Origin of the sequence: Pseudomonas siliginis (assembly GCF_024072275.1) — a bacterium.
GTDB lineage: Bacteria > Pseudomonadota > Gammaproteobacteria > Pseudomonadales > Pseudomonadaceae > Aquipseudomonas > Aquipseudomonas siliginis.
On the sequence record NZ_CP099598.1, the window covers coordinates 4,856,214 to 4,874,503 of the forward strand.

The window sequence follows — 18,290 nt, forward strand, 5'->3', positions numbered from 1 at the left end:
CTCTCGCCGCAGGCGGGCCCAAGATACCGTGCGAACTGTACGAGTGAGTGTGGAGGGCTGGAGCACGATCTACGTCACAGGCAAAAAGCCTAAGGAGCTGCGCGGCTTCCAAGTCCCTCCCTCGATGATCAGTCGAGAACTATCGCTCCTGACGGAGCGTTAGTCGAGATACAAGGAGCTGCCGAAGGCTGCGATCTTTTGATCTTTTAAAGGGCATAAAAAAAGGCCATCCGAGGATGGCCTTCAAAAAACTAGAGAGGTTTTTTACTTACACCGCCGCAACCGGGCGCATGTAAGAGATCGGTGCTGTGCTGGCGTCTTCGAACGTCACCACTTCCCAAGCATCTGTCTGCTCAATCAATTTGCGCAGCAGCTGGTTGTTCAGTGCATGACCGGACTTGAAGCCTTTGAACTCACCAATCAGGCTGTTGCCCAGCAGGTACAGGTCGCCAATCGCGTCGAGGATCTTGTGTTTGACGAATTCGTCTTCATAACGAAGACCGTCTTCGTTCAACACGCCATCAGCGTCGACCACGATCGCGTTTTCCACGCTGCCGCCGAGTGCGAGGTTGTGCTTGCGCAGGTACTCGATGTCACTCATGAAACCAAAGGTACGGGCGCGGCTGACTTCTTTTACGAACGAAGTGCTGGAAAAATCCACGCTTGCACTCTGGGTGCGGTCCCGGAATACCGGGTGATCGAAATCGATCTCGAAGCTCACCTTGAAGCCTTCGAAAGGGACGAAAGTGGCGCGCTTGTCGCCGTCTTCCACTGTCACTTCACGCAGGATGCGGATGAATTTCTTGGCGGCGTCCTGTTCTTCCAGGCCTGCCGATTGAATCAGGAATACGAAGGGTCCAGCGCTGCCATCCATGATCGGGACTTCGGACGCGGAGAGCTCGACGTAGGCGTTATCGATGCCCAGGCCAGCCATGGCCGAGAGCAAGTGCTCTACCGTGTCCACTTTGACGTCGCCATTGATCAGCGTCGTCGACATAGTGGTTTCACCGACGTTTTCCGCGCGGGCAGGAATCTGCACCACAGGGTCGAGGTCAGCGCGACAAAACACAATGCCAGTGTCGACAGGCGCAGGCTTGAGGGTCAGATAGACCTTCTCGCCGGAATGCAGGCCTACACCTGTGGCACGGATAATATTTTTCAGTGTGCGTTGTTTAATCATGGCTTGGGCCGCTTCAGCGCAAATTGCGAACTGGTATCAACAAAGGCTGGCGATGATAGCAGACCATGCCTTTGCTGAACACCAATCACCTTCATAGCCCTGATACATTCCATCAATCGGCCTGACGACGCAGGAATGCCGGAATGTCCAGGTAATCCAGGTCATCCTGCGGATTCATCTTCGCGGCAGCCGCAGCACCGGCCTGAGCCTGGTTGCGCATGACGGTCGGACGGTCCAGATCACGGTAGTTCACCGCTGGCTGCTCCTGACGGGCCGGAGCCGGTTGTTGCACCTGCGCCGAAGCCATCGAGGTGTGAACGGTGTTGTCGATGACCTTTACAGGCTTCTCGATTTTCGCGCCCAGACCGGTGGCAACCACAGTCACGTGCAGCTCGTCGCGCATGTCCGGATCGATAACGGTACCGACTTTGACCATCGCGTGCTCGGAAGCGAAGGCTTCGATGATCGAACCCACGTCGGAGTACTCACCCAGGGACAGGTCAGGACCGGCGGTGATGTTCACCAGAATGCCGCGCGCGCCTTGCAGGTTGACGTCTTCCAGCAGCGGGTTGCGGATTGCCGCTTCGGTAGCTTCACGTGCACGGTTCGGACCGCTGGCGCAGCCAGTGCCCATCATCGCCATGCCCATTTCGCTCATCACGGTGCGTACGTCGGCGAAGTCGACGTTGATCATGCCCGGACGCTTGATGATGTCGGAGATACCGCGAACGGCACCGGCCAGTACATCGTCAGCCTTGGCGAAAGCCGACAACAGGCTTGCGTCTTTGCCGAGAATGGTCAGCAGTTTTTCGTTCGGAATGGTGATCAGCGAGTCGACGCTTTCGGAAAGCATGCGAATGCCTTCGTCGGCGATCTGCATACGCTTGCGGCCTTCGAACGGGAACGGACGGGTCACGACCGCAACGGTCAGGATGCCCATTTCCTTGGCCACTTCGGCGATGATCGGCGCTGCACCGGTACCGGTACCGCCGCCCATGCCGGTGGTGATGAACACCATGTTGGTGCCAGCCAGGACTTCAGCGATGCGCTCACGGTCTTCCAGAGCGGCTTGACGGCCGACTTCAGGATTGGCGCCGGCACCCAGGCCCTTGGTCACGCCGGTGCCCAGTTGCAGGATGGTCCGCGCGCCGATGTTTTTCAGCGCTTGAGCATCGGTGTTGGCGCAGATGAACTCAACGCCTTCGATGTTGCTCTTGACCATGTGATTGACAGCGTTGCCGCCGCCACCGCCGACACCGATAACTTTGATTACCGGGCTTGCGGGGATGTTGTCTACGAGTTCGAACATTTTCCCTCTCCTTACATTCTCTAGTTTTTTCGCCTACTGCTGTTTGTAGCGGTGTATCTGCTGCAGTTGCTTGCCGCTTGAAGCTTGTCGCTTCGAGCTGCTTTTAAAAATTGCCCTGAACCCACTTTTTCAAGCGGTCCAGCAGCGGCGCCTGAGGCTCTTCGCTGCTGTAGCTGTCGCGGCTGCCGATGCCGGAGAACGAAACTCCGTCGGACTGCTTTTGCAGGCCGTACATCAACAAACCGACGCCAGTGGAATAAATCGGGTTGCGCACCACGTCATCCAGACCTTTCACGCCATGCGGTACACCGAGGCGCACCGGCATGTGGAAGATTTCTTCGGCCAGTTCAGTGGCGCCTTCCATTTTCGACGTACCGCCGGTGAGCACGATGCCCGCCGGGATCAGGTCTTCGTAGCCGCTGCGACGCAGCTCGGCCTGGATCAGGGTGAACAGTTCGTCGTAACGCGGCTCGACCACTTCGGCCAAGGCCTGACGCGACAGCTCACGCGGTGGACGGTCGCCAACGCTCGGCACCTTGATGGTTTCACCGGCACCGGCCAGTTTGGCCAGGGCGCAGGCGTAACGGATCTTGATCTCTTCGGCGTACTGGGTCGGGGTGCGCAACGCCATGGCGATGTCGTTGGTCACTTGATCACCGGCAATCGGGATCACGGCGGTGTGACGGATCGCGCCTTCGGTGAAGATCGCGATGTCGGTGGTGCCGCCGCCGATGTCGACCAGGCACACGCCCAGTTCTTTCTCGTCGTCGGTCAGCACCGAGTAGGCCGAGGCCAGTTGCTCGAGGATGATGTCGTCGATTTCCAGACCGCAGCGACGCACGCATTTTTCAATGTTCTGTGCAGCGTTGACGGCGCAGGTGACCACGTGAACCTTGGCTTCCAGACGCACGCCGGACATGCCCAGAGGCTCGCGCACGCCTTCCTGGTTATCGATCACGTAATCCTGCGGCAGGGTGTGCAGCACGCGCTGGTCAGCCGGGATCGCCACGGCCTGAGCGGCGTCGAGCACACGCTCAAGGTCAGCCGAGCTGACTTCGCGATCACGGATCGCGACGATGCCGTGGGAGTTCAGGCTGCGGATGTGATTGCCCGCAACGCCGACGAACGCCGAGTGAATGCGGCAGCCGGCCATCAGTTGGGCTTCTTCGATCGCGCGCTGGATCGACTGCACGGTGGATTCGATGTTGACCACCACGCCCTTCTTCAGGCCGCGGGACGGATGCGTGCCGATCCCGACGATTTCCAGCTGGCCGTCGTCCGCGACCTCGCCTACCAGCGCCACCACTTTGGAGGTGCCGATATCCAGACCGACGATCATTTTGCCGCTTTGCACGTTTGCCATGGGTCCTGCCTCTTCTTAATTCTTTGCGACAGCGGGTTGGGCTGTCGTCGGCGCTACGGGTTCCCGCCAGCCAACAGCGAGGCCGTTGGCGTAGCGCAGATCGATGCGCGCAATGTTCGTAATCTGCTCTTTCAGCGTCTTGTCATAGATGGCGATAAAGCGGCGCATCTTTTCCACCAGGTTGCCGCGTCCCAGCAGCAACTCGATGCCGGGGCCGGAACTGCCGGCACCGGTGGTCAGGAACCAGCTGCCGCGTTCACGCAATTCCAGGCGTGCAATCGAAAAACCCAGCGGGCGCAGCATCTGGCTCAGCACCTGATACTGCTGCATCACCTGCTGCTGAGCCCGTTGTGGGCCGAACAGCTGCGGCAGGTGTTCGTAGTTCGCCAGTTCCTTGGGCGTGAACGCCTGGCCCTGGTTGTTGAGCAACGACTCGTCGCCCCAACGCGCCACCGGCAATTGCTCTTCCAGGCGGATCACCACCTGATCCGGCCACACCCGACGCACTTCGGCATGGGCGATCCACGGCATCTGCTCGAGCTCGGTACGCATACCGGCGAGGTCGATGGTGAAGAAGCTCGACGCCACGAACGGCGCGATCCGCTGCTGCACCGCCTGCTGGCTGATGTAGCTCAAGTCGCCCTGCACCGCGATCTTGCTGATCGGCCGGTCCGCGTACGGCAGCAGACGCTGCGCGCCTTCGTAGGTGCCAAACCCCAGCGCCACCAGCAGCACTGGCCAGAACAGGCTTTTCAGAAAGCTGAAATTGGCTTTCGGCAGGCGCGCGGACATCGGCTCTTTCGCCACCATTCGGCTGGCACCCCGCGGCACCGGCTTGCGGCCGGGTGCGGGTGGCTGATGTCTGAGATGAGCGCCTTGCATGGTCTTAACCTCGCGCCTCTGTTGCGCCTGCGTCTTCAACGCTGGCGGCCAGAATGGCCAGAACCAGTTGCTGGAAATCCAGACCGGCAGCCCGCGCCGCCATCGGCACCAGGCTGTGATCGGTCATGCCCGGTGCGGTATTGACTTCGAGGAACCAGAACTGCCCGTCGGCGTCCTGCATCACGTCCGCCCGGCCCCAACCGGCGATACCCAGCGCCTCACAGGCCTTGGCCGTGAGTTCCATAAGTTCCTGTTCCTTGGCCGCATCCAGCCCGCACGGAATGCGGTACTGGGTATCGTTGGCGATGTACTTGGCGTCGTAGTCGTAAAATGTGTGCGGTGTACCCAGGGCGATTGGAGGCAACACCTGGTCACGCAGGGTGGCGATGGTGAACTCCGGACCTTGAATCCATTGCTCGACCAACACTTGCGAATCGTAGGTACTGGCCGCTTTCCATGCGTCGATCAACTCGGACGCAGAATTCACTTTGGCCATCCCGATACTTGAACCTTCATGCGCCGGTTTGACGATCAAAGGCAGGCCCAGTTCCGTCGCTGCGGAAATACAATCGGCTTCGCTGCACAGCACGGCGTGACGCGGCGTCGGAATCCCGAGACTGTGCCAGACCTGCTTGGTGCGCAGTTTGTCCATCGCCAGTGCGGAAGCAAGAATGCCGCTGCCGGTGTAAGGGATGCCGGCGCACTCGAGCAGGCCCTGCATGCTCCCGTCTTCACCGCCGCGACCGTGGAGAATGATGAACGCGCGGTCGATCTTTTCGCTGAGCAGACGCTGCAGGAAGTCTTCACCGACATCGATGCCGAACGCATCGACGCCAGCGCTTTGCAGCGCCTCGAGCACGGCGTTGCCGGATTTCAGCGAAACCTCACGCTCGGCACTCAGGCCACCGAAGAGCACGGCGACGCGGCCGAAGTCTTTCGGCGCGATGGTGGAGAACAGCTTGGCGTAGGCAGCAGTCATTTCAACTTCCCCTCGACCGGCGCCGCCACGGCGCCGGCGAACAATTCACTTTTCAACAGCTTCGGCGCGAGACCGCCGATGTCACCAGCGCCCTGGCACAACAGAATGTCGCCGGCGCGCAGCAGCGGCTTGACCAGCGGCGCCAGGTCGACGCCCCGCTCGATGTAGATCGGGTCGAGCTGACCGCGCTGACGGATGCTGTTGCACAGCTTGCGGCTGTCGGCGCCAGGGATCGGCTCTTCGCCGGCCGGATAGACTTCCATCAGCAGCAGCACGTTGGCGTCGGCCAGTACATTGACGAAGTCGTCGTACAGATCACGGGTGCGGCTGTAGCGGTGCGGCTGGTAGACCATCACCAGACGACGCTCCGGCCAGCCACCGCGCACGGCTTTGATCACGGCAGCGACTTCGGTCGGGTGGTGACCGTAGTCGTCGACCAGCATCACGTTGCCGCCGTCCACCGGCAGCTCGCCGTAGACCTGAAAGCGTCGACCGACGCCCTGGAAGCCTGACAGGCCCTGAACGATGGCTTCATCGCTGACGCCTTCGTCGGTGGCGATGCAGATGGTCGCCAGCGAGTTGAGCACGTTGTGGTTGCCGGGCATGTTCACCGACACGTCCAGCGGCTCGCGATCCGGGCGCAGGACGGTGAAGAAGGTCTGCATGCCCTGCTGACGGACATTGATCGCGCGCACATCGGCGTCTTCGCTGAAGCCGTAGGTCACGGTCGGACGCTTGACCAGCGGCAGGATTTCGCGCACCACCGGATCGTCCAGGCACATCACCGCCAAACCGTAGAACGGCAGGTTGTGCAGGAATTCGACGAAGGTTTTCTTCAGTTTGTTGAAGTCACCGTCGTAGGTCGCCATGTGGTCGGCGTCGATGTTGGTGACCACGGCCACCAGCGGCTGCAGATGCAGGAAGCTCGCATCGCTTTCGTCGGCTTCGGCGATCAGGTAACGGCTGGTGCCGAGCTGGGCATTGGTGCCCGCTGCGTTCAGACGACCACCAATCACGAATGTCGGGTCCAGACCACCGGCCGCGAACACCGAAGCGATCAGGCTGGTGGTGGTGGTTTTGCCATGGGTACCGGCGACGGCGATGCCGTGGCGATAGCGCATCAGCTCGGCGAGCATTTCTGCACGCGGCACCACTGGAATGCGGCGTTCAAGGGCAGTCGCCACTTCCGGGTTGGACGTGTTCACTGCGCTCGACACCACCAGCACGTCGGCGGTAGCGGCGTTCTCGGCACGGTGACCGATGAAGATCTGCGCGCCAAAGGATTCCAGGCGCTCGGTGACCGGCGAGGCTTTCAGGTCGGAACCGGAGACTTGATAGCCCAGGTTCAACAACACTTCAGCGATACCGCACATGCCCACGCCGCCGATGCCGACGAAGTGGATGCGACGGATGCGGCGCATTTCCGGTTGTGGCATGGCTTTCTGATTCTCAACCATGGGCCACCTCCAGACAGGTATCGACCACGCTACGGGTGGCATCGGGTTTGGCCAGTCGGCGGGCCGCTTGGGCCATTGCTTCGAGTCGTTGCGGTTGCATCAAGACCTCTGTCAGGCGCGCGGCAAGATCCGCGGCACCAGTCGTTCTTTGCGGCATCAGGAAGGCAGCGCCTTCGCGGGCCAAATAATCGGCGTTGCGGGTCTGGTGATCGTCGATCGCGTGGGGCAAGGGCACCAGCATCGAGGGCAGACCGGCGGCCGCCAGCTCACTGATGGTCAACGCGCCAGCGCGGCACACCACCAGGTCAGCCCAGCCATAGGCCTGGGCCATGTCTTTGATGAACGGCTGCACCTGCGCCTCCACGCCCACGGCGCGGTAACGCTCGGCAGTCACTTCATCGTGGTTTTTACCGGCCTGATGAAACACTTCCGGGCGCAGGTCGGCAGCGACTTGGGCCAGGGCTTCAGGCAGCAATTTGTTCAACGGTTCTGCGCCCAGGCTGCCGCCAAGGATCAGCAAACGCGCTTTGCGCCCGGCCAGCGCCGGTCGCGATGTGTCGAGGAACAGCTCGCTGCGCACCGGATTACCGGTGGTACGGCGGCTGTCCGACAGAGTAAAGGTGTCGGGGAACGCTTCACACACTCGGGCGGCGAACGGCACCAGCAACCGATTGGCGGTGCCGGCGACAGCGTTCTGCTCGTGAACGATCACCGGCACGCCAGCCAGTTTCGCGGCAAGACCACCAGGGCCGGTCACATAACCGCCGAAGCCAACCACGCACACCGGCTTCAGACGGCGCATGATCGCCCGCGCCTGCCACACCGATTTCAGCAGCATCAGCGGCGCCTTGAGCAGCGACAGCTTGCCCTTGCCACGCAGACCGCTGGCGTTGATCCGGTGCAGTTCAAGCCCAGCCGCCGGGACCAGTTCGTTTTCGATCCCCCGTGGCGTGCCGAGCCAGTGCACGGTGTAGCCGCGCGCCTGAAACTCGCGGGCACAGGCCAGCGCCGGGAACACGTGGCCGCCGGTACCGCCGGCCATGATCAATACGTTAGCGCCCATGAGTCGGCTCCTCGGCGAAGTCGCTCTCCTGGAATTCCATCTCTTCGCTGCCCAGGTGGGTCCGACTCTCCCACTCGATGCGCAGCAACAGGCCCAGACAGGCGCAGCAGATCACCAGCGAGCTGCCGCCGTAACTGAGGAAGGGCAAAGTCAGACCCTTGGTTGGCAGCAGGCCGACGTTCACACCGATGTTGATCAGGAACTGACCAATCCACAGGAACGACAAGCCGTAAGCCACGTAAGCGGCGAAGAACTGCTTGGCCTTCTCCGCCCACAGGCCGATGTACATGCCGCGAATACACACGAACACGAACAGCGCGACGGTGCACAACGAACCGACCGCACCGAGCTCTTCGGCGAGTACCGAGAACACGAAGTCGGTATGCGCTTCCGGCAGGTAGAACTGCTTCTGCACGCTGTTGCCCAGGCCGACGCCCAGCCACTCGCCGCGACCGAAAGCGATCAAGGCCTGCGACAACTGATAGCCGGCACCGAACTGGTCGGCCCACGGGTCGGCGAAGTTGGTCAGACGCGCCATTCGATACGGCTGCATCTGGATCAGCAAAACCACCGCGCCAACCGCCAGCACTACCATCAGCGAGAAGCGGAACAGTCCGACCCCGCCAAGAAACAGCATCGCCGCCGCCGCGCCCATCATGACTACGGTGGCACCGAAGTCCGGTTCCATCAGCAACAGACCCGCCATCGGCAGCAGCACGATGAACGGCTTGAAGAAGCCCATCCAGCTCTCGCGCACTTCTTTCTGCCGGCGCACCAGATAACCGGCGAGGTAGATCACCACGAACACCTTGGCGATTTCCGACGGCTGCACGTTGAAGAAGCTGAAACCGATCCAGCGCATCGAACCGTTCACTTCGCGGCCGATGCCGGGGATGATCACCATCACCAACAGGCCGAACGCACCGATCAGCATCATCCAGCCGAGGCGCTGCCAAGTGGCGATCGGGATCATCATGGTGACAATGCACGCACCCAGGCCCAGCACCACATAGATAAGGTGGCGAATCATGTAATACAGCGGACTGCCCGACTGCGCCGCCGCCACTTCGGTGGACGCCGAAGCGATCATGATCAGGCCCAGGCCGAGCAGCGCCAGGCAACCGGCGAGCATCGGGAAGTCGAGGTCGATGCCACGCCCGGTGATCAGCGGCGACGGGTACGGCTTGATGATGTTTCTCAAGTTCATGCCAGTTCCTCCACAGCGCGGACGAACTGGTGACCACGGTCTTCGTAATTCTTGAACATGTCGAAACTGGCGCAGGCCGGAGACAGCAGCACCACGTCACCCGGCTGGGCAGCTGCGCGGCATTGCGCGACGGCGTCGACCAGCGAGGTCGCGCGGATCAGCGGCACGGCATCGCCAAGGGCTGCGCCGATCTTGTCGGAGTCGCGGCCCATCAGGACCACAGCGCGGCAGTTGGCCGCCACCGGATCGCGCAGATCGTTGAATTCGGCGCCTTTGCCGTCACCGCCGGCGATCAGAATGACCTTGCCGTCGATGTCCGCACCGAGGCCTTCGATCGCGGCCAGAGCGGCGCCAACGTTGGTGGCTTTGGAGTCGTTGTAATAAGCCACGCCGTCGAGATCGCGCACCCACTGGCAGCGGTGTTCGAGCCCGGCAAACGTGCGCAGCGCCGCGAGCATGGCGTCGAACGGCAGGCCCACCGCGTGACCCAGTGTCAATGCGGCGAGCGCGTTGGACTGGTTATGCGCACCGCGAATCTTCAGTTCACGCACGGGCATCAGGTTCTGGAATTCGAAGGCGAGGTACTTCTCGCCGTCTTCTTCGCGAATGCCGAACGCTTTGAAATCCGGTTTGCTCAGGCCAAAGGTCCAGCATGGCTGGCCTTCGCCGATCAATGGACGGCTTAGGGCGTCCTGACGGTTGACCACAAACTGCTTCGCGCCCCGGAAGATCCGGTGCTTGGCCAGGTGATAGGCTGGCAGACCGCTGTAGCGATCCATGTGGTCTTCGCTGATGTTCAGTACGGTGGCGACTTCGGCGTTGAGCTGGTCGGTGGTTTCCAGCTGGAAACTCGACAACTCCATGACGTACAACTCGACATCGTCGCTGAGCAGATCCAGCGCCGGCGTGCCTAGGTTGCCGCCAACGGCGACGCGCTTGCCGGCCGCAGCCGCCATCTCGCCGACCAGAGTAGTGACGGTGCTTTTCGCGTTGGAACCGGTGATCGCGACGATCGGCGCCCGCGCGTTACGCGCGAACAACTCGATGTCGCCGGACATTTTCACGCCACGGGCTGCTGCGGCTTGCAGGGCCGGGGTCGCCAGCGCCAGGCCGGGGCTCACGTAGAGCTCGTCGGCACGGCAGAGGAATTCGACGTCCAGCTCGCCACAACGCACTTCCACGTGCGGATAGTCACGCTTGAGCGTGGCCAGTTCCGGTGGATTTTCCCGCGTGTCGGCCACAGCAAACGACGTGCCCCGGTTCGCCAGGAAGCGAACCAGGGACATGCCGCTCTTGCCGAGGCCGACAACGATGCGGAAGTGGTCAGAAGCGATCAGAGACACTCGTTCTACCTCAGCTTCAGGGTGGCAAGGCCGACCAGGACGAGAATCACGGTGATGATCCAGAAACGGACGATCACGCGCGGCTCGGGCCAGCCCTTGAGTTCAAAGTGGTGGTGGATCGGCGCCATGCGGAACACGCGGCGACCGGTCAGCTTAAAGGAGGCAACCTGAATGACCACTGACAGGGTTTCCATCACGAACACGCCGCCCATGATGAACAGGACGATTTCCTGACGAACGATCACCGCGATGGTGCCCAGTGCCGCGCCGAGTGCCAGTGCACCGACATCGCCCATGAACACTTGCGCCGGATAAGTGTTGAACCACAGGAAGCCCAGACCAGCGCCGATCAGCGCGCCGCAGAAGACGATCAATTCGCCCGCGCCCGGCACGTAAGGAATCAGCAGGTATTCGGCGAATTTCACGTTACCCGACAGGTAGCAGAAAATCCCCAGGCCGCCGCCGACCATCACCGTCGGCATGATCGCCAGGCCGTCGAGGCCGTCAGTCAGGTTGACCGCGTTGCTCGAACCGACAATGACGAAGTAGGTCAGCACGATGAAACCGGCGCCCAGCGGGATGCTGTAGTCCTTGAGCATCGGCAGAATCAGCGTGGTTTCCACCGGCGTCGCGGCAGTCATATAAAGGAAGATCGCAGCGCCGAGGCCGAACACCGACTGCCAGAAATACTTCCAGCGGCTCGGCAGGCCACGGGAGTTCTTCTCGATGACTTTGCGGTAATCGTCGACCCAGCCGATGGCGCCGAACAGCAGGGTCACCAGCAGCACCACCCAGACGTAGCGGTTGCTCAGGTCAGCCCAGAGCAAGGTGCTGACGCCGATCGAAGACAGAATCAGCGCGCCACCCATGGTCGGCGTACCGGATTTGGACAGGTGCGATTGCGGACCGTCGTTGCGCACCGATTGGCCGATCTGACGGTTCTGCAGAGTACGGATCATCCACGGGCCATAGCACAGCGACAAGACCAGCGCGGTCAGCACACCGAGAATCCCGCGCAGGGTCAGGTACTGGAAGACCGCGAAGCCTTTGTAGAACTGTTGCAGATACTCCGCTAGCAGCAGCAGCATTAATGTTTCTCCAGACTGGACCCGCACAGAGCCGCAACGATGTTTTCCATCGCTGCGCTGCGCGAACCCTTGATCAAAATGGTGGTGTTTGTGTCCTGCTCGGCGGCGAGGGCCTGGATCAGCTCGGCCTGTGTGCCGAAGTGCTGCGCCTGCTCACCGAAAGCGTTTACCGCGTGGACCATGTTCGGCCCGACCGCGTAAAGCGCGGAAACCTTGCCTCGGGCGTACTCGCCCACGTCGCGGTGCCCCTGCTCCGCCCAGTCGCCCAACTCGCCGATATCGCCGAGCACCAGGACGGTGCGGCCGGAAAAGCCGGCGAGTATATCAACGGCCGCGCACATCGAGGTGGGGTTTGCGTTGTAGGTGTCATCGATCACGCGCATGCCGTTTTTCGCCAGTTGCGCGACGGTGCGCCCCTTGACCGGTTGCACCGCACCGAGGCCGGTGGCGATGCCGAACAGCGACACGCCCAAGGCGTGAGCAGCAGCGGCGGCAGCCAGGGCATTGGCGACGTTATGAGTACCGAGCAGGTTCAGTTGCACGCGCTCGCTACCTTCAGGCGTGTGCAGATTGAACGCCGGGCAACCACGGGCATCGGTGGCCAGATCGCTGGCGTGGAAATTCGCCTCGCTGTTGCTGAGAGCGAAGGTCAGCACCTGACGACCGGCAGCGCGGGCCCTCCAGATACCGAAGGCCTTGTCATCGAGGTTGAGCACGGCGATGCCATCGGCGGCCAGACCCTCGATGATTTCGCCTTTGGCTTCGACGATTTTTTCCGGACCGCCGAACTCACCGACGTGAGCGGTGCCGGCGTTGTTCAGAATCGCTACGTGCGGCTTGGTCAGGCCGACGGTGTAGGCGATTTCACCGAGACGCGAAGCGCCCAGTTCGATGACAGCCGAGGTGTGTTCCGGCGCCAGTTCGATCAGGGTCAGCGGTACGCCGAGGTCGTTGTTCAGGTTGCCACGGGTCGCCAGCACCGGACCGCGCGTGCGCAGGATGCTCGCGAGCATTTCCTTGACCGTGGTCTTGCCACTGGAACCGGTCACCGCCGCCACTGGCTGGGTGAACGCAGCACGGTTCAACGCGCCGAGTTGGCCCAGCGCCTGACGGGTGTCCTTGACCAGCAATTGCGGCAACGCGCTGTCGGCGACTTCACGCTCGACCAATACAGCGACGGCGCCTTTGCCGGCAACGTCGTTCAGATAATCATGACCGTCGAAACGCGGGCCGGTCAGGGCGATGAACAACTGGCCGGGCTGGATCGCACGACTGTCGATACTGACGCCGTCGAAACTCGCGTCAGCGCCGATCAAACGGGCTTCGAGGGCGTTGGTCAGTTCACTGAGTGTCAGGGCCTTAAGCATGGGCCACCTCCCACGCGGTCAGGGCATGATCGGCCTCGACCAGATCGGAAAAGGCATGGCGCACGCCGTTGATTTCCTGATAGTCCTCGTGACCTTTGCCGGCGAGAACAATCACGTCGTCAGCGGTCGCGCCAGCGATAAGTTGCGCGATGGCCTGGCCGCGACCGGCGACGAAAGTGACTTTATCCACAGCGGTGAAACCGGCGCGGATGTCGTCGAAGATCACTGCCGGATCTTCAGTGCGCGGGTTGTCGTCGGTGACTAACACTTGGTCAGCCAGACGCTCGACCACTTCGGCCATCAACGGACGTTTGCCGCGATCGCGATCACCGCCGCAGCCGAACAGGCACAGCAGTTGGCCTTTTACGTGCGGGCGCAGTGCTGTGAGAACTTTTTCCAGTGCATCCGGGGTGTGGGCGTAATCGACCACCACCAACGGCTGCGTACCACCACCCAGACGCTGCATGCGACCGGCCGGGCCTTCGAGCTTCGGCAGCACTTTGAGAATTTCGTCGAGGGCGTAATCCAGACCGAGCAAGGCGCCGACTGCGGCCAGCACGTTACTCAGGTTGAAACGACCAAGCAGCGTACTGCGCAGGTGATGCTCGCCCTGCGGCGTGACCAGCGTGGCGCGTACACCATGGTCGTCGAACTGCGCTTCGCGGCAGAACAGGTAGGCACTGCTGTCGAGCAGGCTGTAGGTGATCAAACGCGACTCGCGTTTTTCCGCCGCCAGTTGCCGGCCGAAATCGTCGTCGAGGTTGACCACGCGGCACTTCAGGTCATTCCAGGCGAACAGCCGGGCCTTGGCCTCGGCGTACGCCTGCATGGTGCCGTGATAATCCAGGTGATCGCGGGACAGGTTGGTCATCACCGCCACGTCGAAGGCCAGCGCGGTGACCCGGCCCTGATCCAGACCGTGGGACGACACTTCCATGGCCACGGCTTTCGCGCCGGCCTTTTTCAGGTCACCCAGGGTCGCTTGCACGGCAATCGGGTTCGGCGTGGTGTGCAGGCCGCTTTCCAGCGCGCCGTAGAAACCGGAACCCAGCGTACCGACGATGCCGCAATGCTGGCCGAGCAGATCCAGCGCCTGCGCGACCAATTGGGTCACGCTGGTCTTGCCATTGGTGCCGGTGACACCGATCAGGTTCAGGTGATGACTCGGCTCACCGTAAAAACGCCCGGCAATGTCCGAAAGTTGCGCCGCCAGACCCTTGACCGGGATCAGCGGCACGTCAGTGATCGGCAATACGGTGGCGCCTTCGACCTCATACGCCACGGCAGCTGCGCCGCGTTGCAAGGCATCGGCGATGTGCGCACGGCCATCGAAACGGCCGCCGGGCACGGCGAGAAACAGATCGCCGGCGCGCACGTTGCGGCTGTCCAGCGCCAGTTCACGGATCAACAGATCGTGGCCGGCGTGGGGGAATATCTTGTTCAGACTTAATGACATCAGCCGCGCCCTCCATTGGCTTTCAGCGGAACGACCGGGGTGGCGTTGGCCTGTTGCGTGGTCGGCAAGTTGTCCGGGGTCACGTTCATCAGGCGCAGGGTGCCGGACATCACACGGCTGAATACCGGCGCGGACACCAGACCACCGAAGTAACCGGCCTTGGTTGGCTCATCAATCACCACAACAATGGCGTAACGCGGATCGCTCATCGGGCCGAAGCCGGCGAACAGCGAACGGTAGGAATTTTCTGCGTAGCCCTTGGTGCCGACCGAGGTCTTGCGCGCGGTACCCGACTTGCCGCCGACGTGATAAGCCGGCACCTGCGCACGGAACACGCCGCGCGGCGCTTCGATTACCTGCTGCAACATGCCCTGCATGGTTTTCGCCACGGCTTCCGGCAGCACTTGGGTGGTCTGCGGCATCTTGTCGGTTTTGATCAGCGTCAGCGGCGCGAGACGACCGTTGTTGGCCAGTGCCGAGAACGCGTGCACCAACTGGATCGCGGTCACCGAAATACCGTAGCCGTAAGACAAGGTTGCAGTTTCAGCCTTGCGCCATTCGCGGTAGTTCGGCAGATTGCCGACACGTTCGCCTGGGAAGCCCAGGCCGGTGTCCTGACCGAGGCCGACTTTCTGCGCGAGACGGAAAATGGTTTCGCCGCCGATATCGAAGGCGACCTTGCTCATGCCGACGTTACTGGAATTGATCAGGATGCCGGTCAGATCGAGCACTGGCCCTTCGGTCTTCGACACGTCTTTGATGGTGTATTTGCCGATCTGCAACGAGCCCGGATACACCTCGACGGTGTCGCTCGGTTTCCAGCGACCGGTTTCGATCGCCGCGCTCATGGAAATCGCTTTCATGGTCGAACCCGGCTCGAACACGTCGATCATGGCGCGGTTGCGCATCATCGCCGGTTGCAGGTTGCGACGGTTGTTCGGGTTGTAGGTCGGCTGGTTGACCATGGCCAGGATCTCGCCGGTCTTCACGTCCATGATCACCAGACTGCCGGCCTTGGCGCCGTTCTCGATGATCGCGTTGCGCAGTTCGCGGTTGGCCAGGTATTGCAGACGCAGGTCAATCGACAACGCCAAGGGCTTGCCGGCCTTGGCGTTCTTGGTGACTTGAACATCCTTGATCAACCGGCCACGGCGATCCTTGATGACTTGTCGTTTGCCCGGCACCCCGGCCAGCCATTCGTCATAGGCCAGCTCGACGCCTTCGCGACCGTGATCGTCGATGTCGGTAAAGCCGACCATGTGCGCGGTGACTTCACCGGCCGGATAGAAACGACGGAATTCTTCGATGCCATAGACGCCCGGCACTTTCAGATCGAGCACAGCCTGACCCTGCTCGGGGGTCAGCCCGCGCACCAGGTAAATGAATTCTTTGTTGGCCTGGGCTTCGAGTCGCTCGCTCAGGGCTTTCGGGTTCTGGCCCAGCGCGGCGGCGAGTGCCGGCCACTTCTCTTTGGCCGACTGCATTTCCTTGGCATTGGCCCACAGCGTGGTCACTGGGGTACTGACAGCCAGAGGCTCGCCGTTACGGTCGGTGATCAGGCCACGGTGCGCCGGAATCGGAATATGCCGCAGGCTGCGCGCATCGCCCTGCCCTTTGAGGAAGTCACGGTCGACCACTTGCAGGTCGATGATGCGCCAGCAGATCGCTGCGACCATCAGACCGAGCAGCGCCACCATCAGGCGGAAGCGCCATGGGAACAGCGCGCCTTCGAGTTTCATCATGGCGCCACCATCTTCACGTCTGCCGCGCCAGGTATGTGCATCTTCAGTTGTTCGGTGGCCAGCACTTCGATGCGGCTGTGCGCAGTCCAGGTGCTCTGCTCGAGAATCAAGCGGCCCCACTCGGCCTGCGCCTTGTCGCGCACGCTCAGTTCGTTATAAAGGGTGTTGAGCAACTGCCGGTTCCAGTGCGCGCTGTACGACACGGCAATGGCCGAAAACAGCACGCCGATAAACAGCAGCAGCATCAGAAAGCTGCCGCCGGGCAGTGGTTTGGCGAAAAGCTTGCTCACCGCAACTTCTCCGCGACACGCATGACGGCGCTACGGGAACGTGGGTTGGCTTTGAGTTCGGCGTCGGAGGCCGTCTGCGCTTTGCCGTGGATTTTGATTTTCGGTTCGAAGGCGACGTGGCGAACCGGCAGGTTGCGCGGCAAATTGTCGGCCTCGCCTTTCACCAGCTTGCGCATGAACAGTTTGACGATGCGGTCTTCCAGCGAGTGGAAGCTGATCACCACCAGACGGCCGCCAACTTCCAGCGCTTCCAGCGCGGCGTCGAGACCGGCTTCCAGATCGCCGAGTTCGTTATTGACGTGAATGCGCAACCCCTGGAACGCGCGGGTGGCCGGGTTCTTGCCCTTTTCCCACGCCGGGTTGGCGACTTTCAGCACTTCGGCCAGATCGGCGGTGCGCTCGAACGGCTTGATGTCACGACGCTCGGCAACGGCACGGGCCATACGCCCGGAGAAACGTTCTTCGCCGTATTCCTTGAACACCCGGGCGATTTCTTCCACAGGCGCGGTGTTGACGAATTCGGCAGCGCTGATGCCACGGGACGGGTCCATGCGCATGTCCAGCGGCCCGTCATTGAGGAAACTGAAGCCGCGCTCGGCGTCATCGAGCTGCGGCGACGACACGCCGAGGTCGAGCAGAATGCCGCTGACCTTGCCGGTCAGGCCTTGCTCGGCAACCACCGAACCGAGCTCGGCAAAGCTGCGCTGCACAACGACAAAGCGGCCGTCTTCGGCCGCTAGCGTTTGCCCGGTGGCAATCGCTTGAGGATCCTTGTCGAATCCGATGAGTCGACCGTCCGGCCCGAGCTGGCTGAGGATCAACCGGCTGTGCCCGCCGCGCCCGAACGTGCCATCCAGATAGCAGCCATCAGGACGTACGGCGAGAGCCTCGACGGCTTCGTCAAGCAGTACGGTGATGTGGTTAAAGCCGCTATCAATAGTCACAGGATCAAATCACGCAGTTCATCAGGCATCGCGCCCGGTTGTTGAATAGCAGCAAGGTCAGCGGCAGATACCGCGTTCCATGCATCCTCGTCCCACAATTGGAACTTGTTCAGTTGGCCGACCAGCATCGCGCGCTTATCGAGCTTGGCGTATTCGCGCAAACGCGGCGGAACCAGGAAACGACCACTGCCATCGAGTTCGAGGTCGACGGCATTACCAATCAATAAACGTTGCAGGCGACGGTTCTCTTCGCGAAGCGAAGGGAGTGCGCGCAACTTGGTTTCAATAATTTCCCACTCATCGAGCGGATAGACACACAGGCATGGATCAACGGCATCAATGGTCACGATCAATTGGCCGGAACTGCGCGAATCGAGCTCGTCACGGTACCGGCTCGGCATGGCGAGACGGCCCTTTGCATCGAGACTGATAGCGTTAGCTCCGCGAAACACGTCAGCGTTTCTCCAATTTTTATCGTTTTGAGCTCAAAAAACCCACTTCATGCCACTTTCCGCCACTTGCGCACACTATAGGAATGCGCCCACCACACCGTCAAGGCGCGGATTAAAGGAAAAGCCTTACAGAACGGAGATTTAGCGACGTAAAAGGAGGCTCAACGA

The 18,290-nt window shown here is 61.6% G+C and carries 16 protein-coding genes; all 16 read right to left on the reverse strand.

What is annotated here, in order from left to right; genetic code table 11:
* Positions 1–268: 268 nt before the first annotated feature.
* The gene (lpxC, locus tag NF676_RS22235) at positions 269–1,180 is read right to left on the reverse strand and encodes a UDP-3-O-acyl-N-acetylglucosamine deacetylase (protein ID WP_007916984.1); all 912 of its coding nucleotides are present in this window, start codon (positions 1,178–1,180) and stop codon (positions 269–271) included.
* Positions 1,181–1,292: 112 nt separating this feature from the next.
* On the reverse strand, positions 1,293–2,489 hold the full coding sequence (gene ftsZ / locus NF676_RS22240; RefSeq protein ID WP_016773283.1) for a cell division protein FtsZ: 1,197 nt from the start codon (positions 2,487–2,489) through the stop codon (positions 1,293–1,295).
* 103 nt (positions 2,490–2,592) lie between these two features.
* Positions 2,593–3,852 (reverse strand): cell division protein FtsA, encoded by a 1,260-nt coding sequence (ftsA, locus tag NF676_RS22245; protein WP_016773282.1) that lies wholly within the window; start codon positions 3,850–3,852, stop codon positions 2,593–2,595.
* A gap of 15 nt (positions 3,853–3,867) precedes the next feature.
* Entirely contained in the window at positions 3,868–4,734 is an 867-nt protein-coding gene (locus tag NF676_RS22250; protein WP_039761388.1) for a cell division protein FtsQ/DivIB, read from the reverse strand.
* A 4-nt stretch (positions 4,735–4,738) separates the two neighbouring features.
* Positions 4,739–5,713: a D-alanine--D-alanine ligase gene (locus NF676_RS22255; protein ID WP_016773280.1), complete on the reverse strand. Its 975-nt coding sequence runs from the start codon at positions 5,711–5,713 to the stop codon at positions 4,739–4,741.
* Complete coding sequence (gene murC / locus NF676_RS22260) at positions 5,710–7,170, reverse strand: UDP-N-acetylmuramate--L-alanine ligase (RefSeq protein ID WP_039761387.1); 1,461 nt, start codon at positions 7,168–7,170, stop codon at positions 5,710–5,712. Before murC ends, NF676_RS22255 begins: the two co-directional genes overlap by 4 nt.
* Positions 7,163–8,233, reverse strand: coding sequence for an undecaprenyldiphospho-muramoylpentapeptide beta-N-acetylglucosaminyltransferase (murG, locus tag NF676_RS22265; protein ID WP_016773277.1), 1,071 nt, complete (start codon positions 8,231–8,233; stop codon positions 7,163–7,165). Before murG ends, murC begins: the two co-directional genes overlap by 8 nt.
* Positions 8,223–9,440 (reverse strand): putative lipid II flippase FtsW, encoded by a 1,218-nt coding sequence (ftsW, locus tag NF676_RS22270; RefSeq protein ID WP_016773276.1) that lies wholly within the window; start codon positions 9,438–9,440, stop codon positions 8,223–8,225. The genes murG and ftsW overlap by 11 nt, the downstream gene beginning before the upstream one ends.
* Positions 9,437–10,783, reverse strand: a complete 1,347-nt coding sequence (gene murD / locus NF676_RS22275) for a UDP-N-acetylmuramoyl-L-alanine--D-glutamate ligase (protein WP_252886784.1) — start codon at positions 10,781–10,783, stop codon at positions 9,437–9,439. Before murD ends, ftsW begins: the two co-directional genes overlap by 4 nt.
* 5 nt (positions 10,784–10,788) lie before the next feature.
* Positions 10,789–11,871: a phospho-N-acetylmuramoyl-pentapeptide-transferase gene (gene mraY, locus NF676_RS22280; protein WP_016773275.1), complete on the reverse strand. Its 1,083-nt coding sequence runs from the start codon at positions 11,869–11,871 to the stop codon at positions 10,789–10,791.
* Positions 11,871–13,238 carry a UDP-N-acetylmuramoyl-tripeptide--D-alanyl-D-alanine ligase gene (locus NF676_RS22285; protein ID WP_252886785.1) on the reverse strand — a complete coding sequence of 456 codons (1,368 nt, stop codon included), beginning with the start codon at positions 13,236–13,238 and terminating at the stop codon, positions 11,871–11,873. Before NF676_RS22285 ends, mraY begins: the two co-directional genes overlap by 1 nt.
* Entirely contained in the window at positions 13,231–14,694 is a 1,464-nt protein-coding gene (locus tag NF676_RS22290) for a UDP-N-acetylmuramoyl-L-alanyl-D-glutamate--2,6-diaminopimelate ligase (protein ID WP_016773271.1), read from the reverse strand. The genes NF676_RS22285 and NF676_RS22290 overlap by 8 nt, the downstream gene beginning before the upstream one ends.
* A complete protein-coding gene (locus tag NF676_RS22295; protein WP_174823877.1) occupies positions 14,694–16,433 on the reverse strand; it encodes a peptidoglycan D,D-transpeptidase FtsI family protein in 1,740 nt (579 codons plus the stop codon). The genes NF676_RS22290 and NF676_RS22295 overlap by 1 nt, the downstream gene beginning before the upstream one ends.
* On the reverse strand, positions 16,433–16,726 hold the full coding sequence (gene ftsL, locus NF676_RS22300; protein WP_016773269.1) for a cell division protein FtsL: 294 nt from the start codon (positions 16,724–16,726) through the stop codon (positions 16,433–16,435). Before ftsL ends, NF676_RS22295 begins: the two co-directional genes overlap by 1 nt.
* Positions 16,723–17,670, reverse strand: coding sequence for a 16S rRNA (cytosine(1402)-N(4))-methyltransferase RsmH (gene rsmH, locus NF676_RS22305; RefSeq protein WP_024014247.1), 948 nt, complete (start codon positions 17,668–17,670; stop codon positions 16,723–16,725). The genes ftsL and rsmH overlap by 4 nt, the downstream gene beginning before the upstream one ends.
* On the reverse strand, positions 17,667–18,122 hold the full coding sequence (gene mraZ, locus NF676_RS22310) for a division/cell wall cluster transcriptional repressor MraZ (RefSeq protein ID WP_007917012.1): 456 nt from the start codon (positions 18,120–18,122) through the stop codon (positions 17,667–17,669). The genes rsmH and mraZ overlap by 4 nt, the downstream gene beginning before the upstream one ends.
* Positions 18,123–18,290 lie beyond the last annotated feature (168 nt).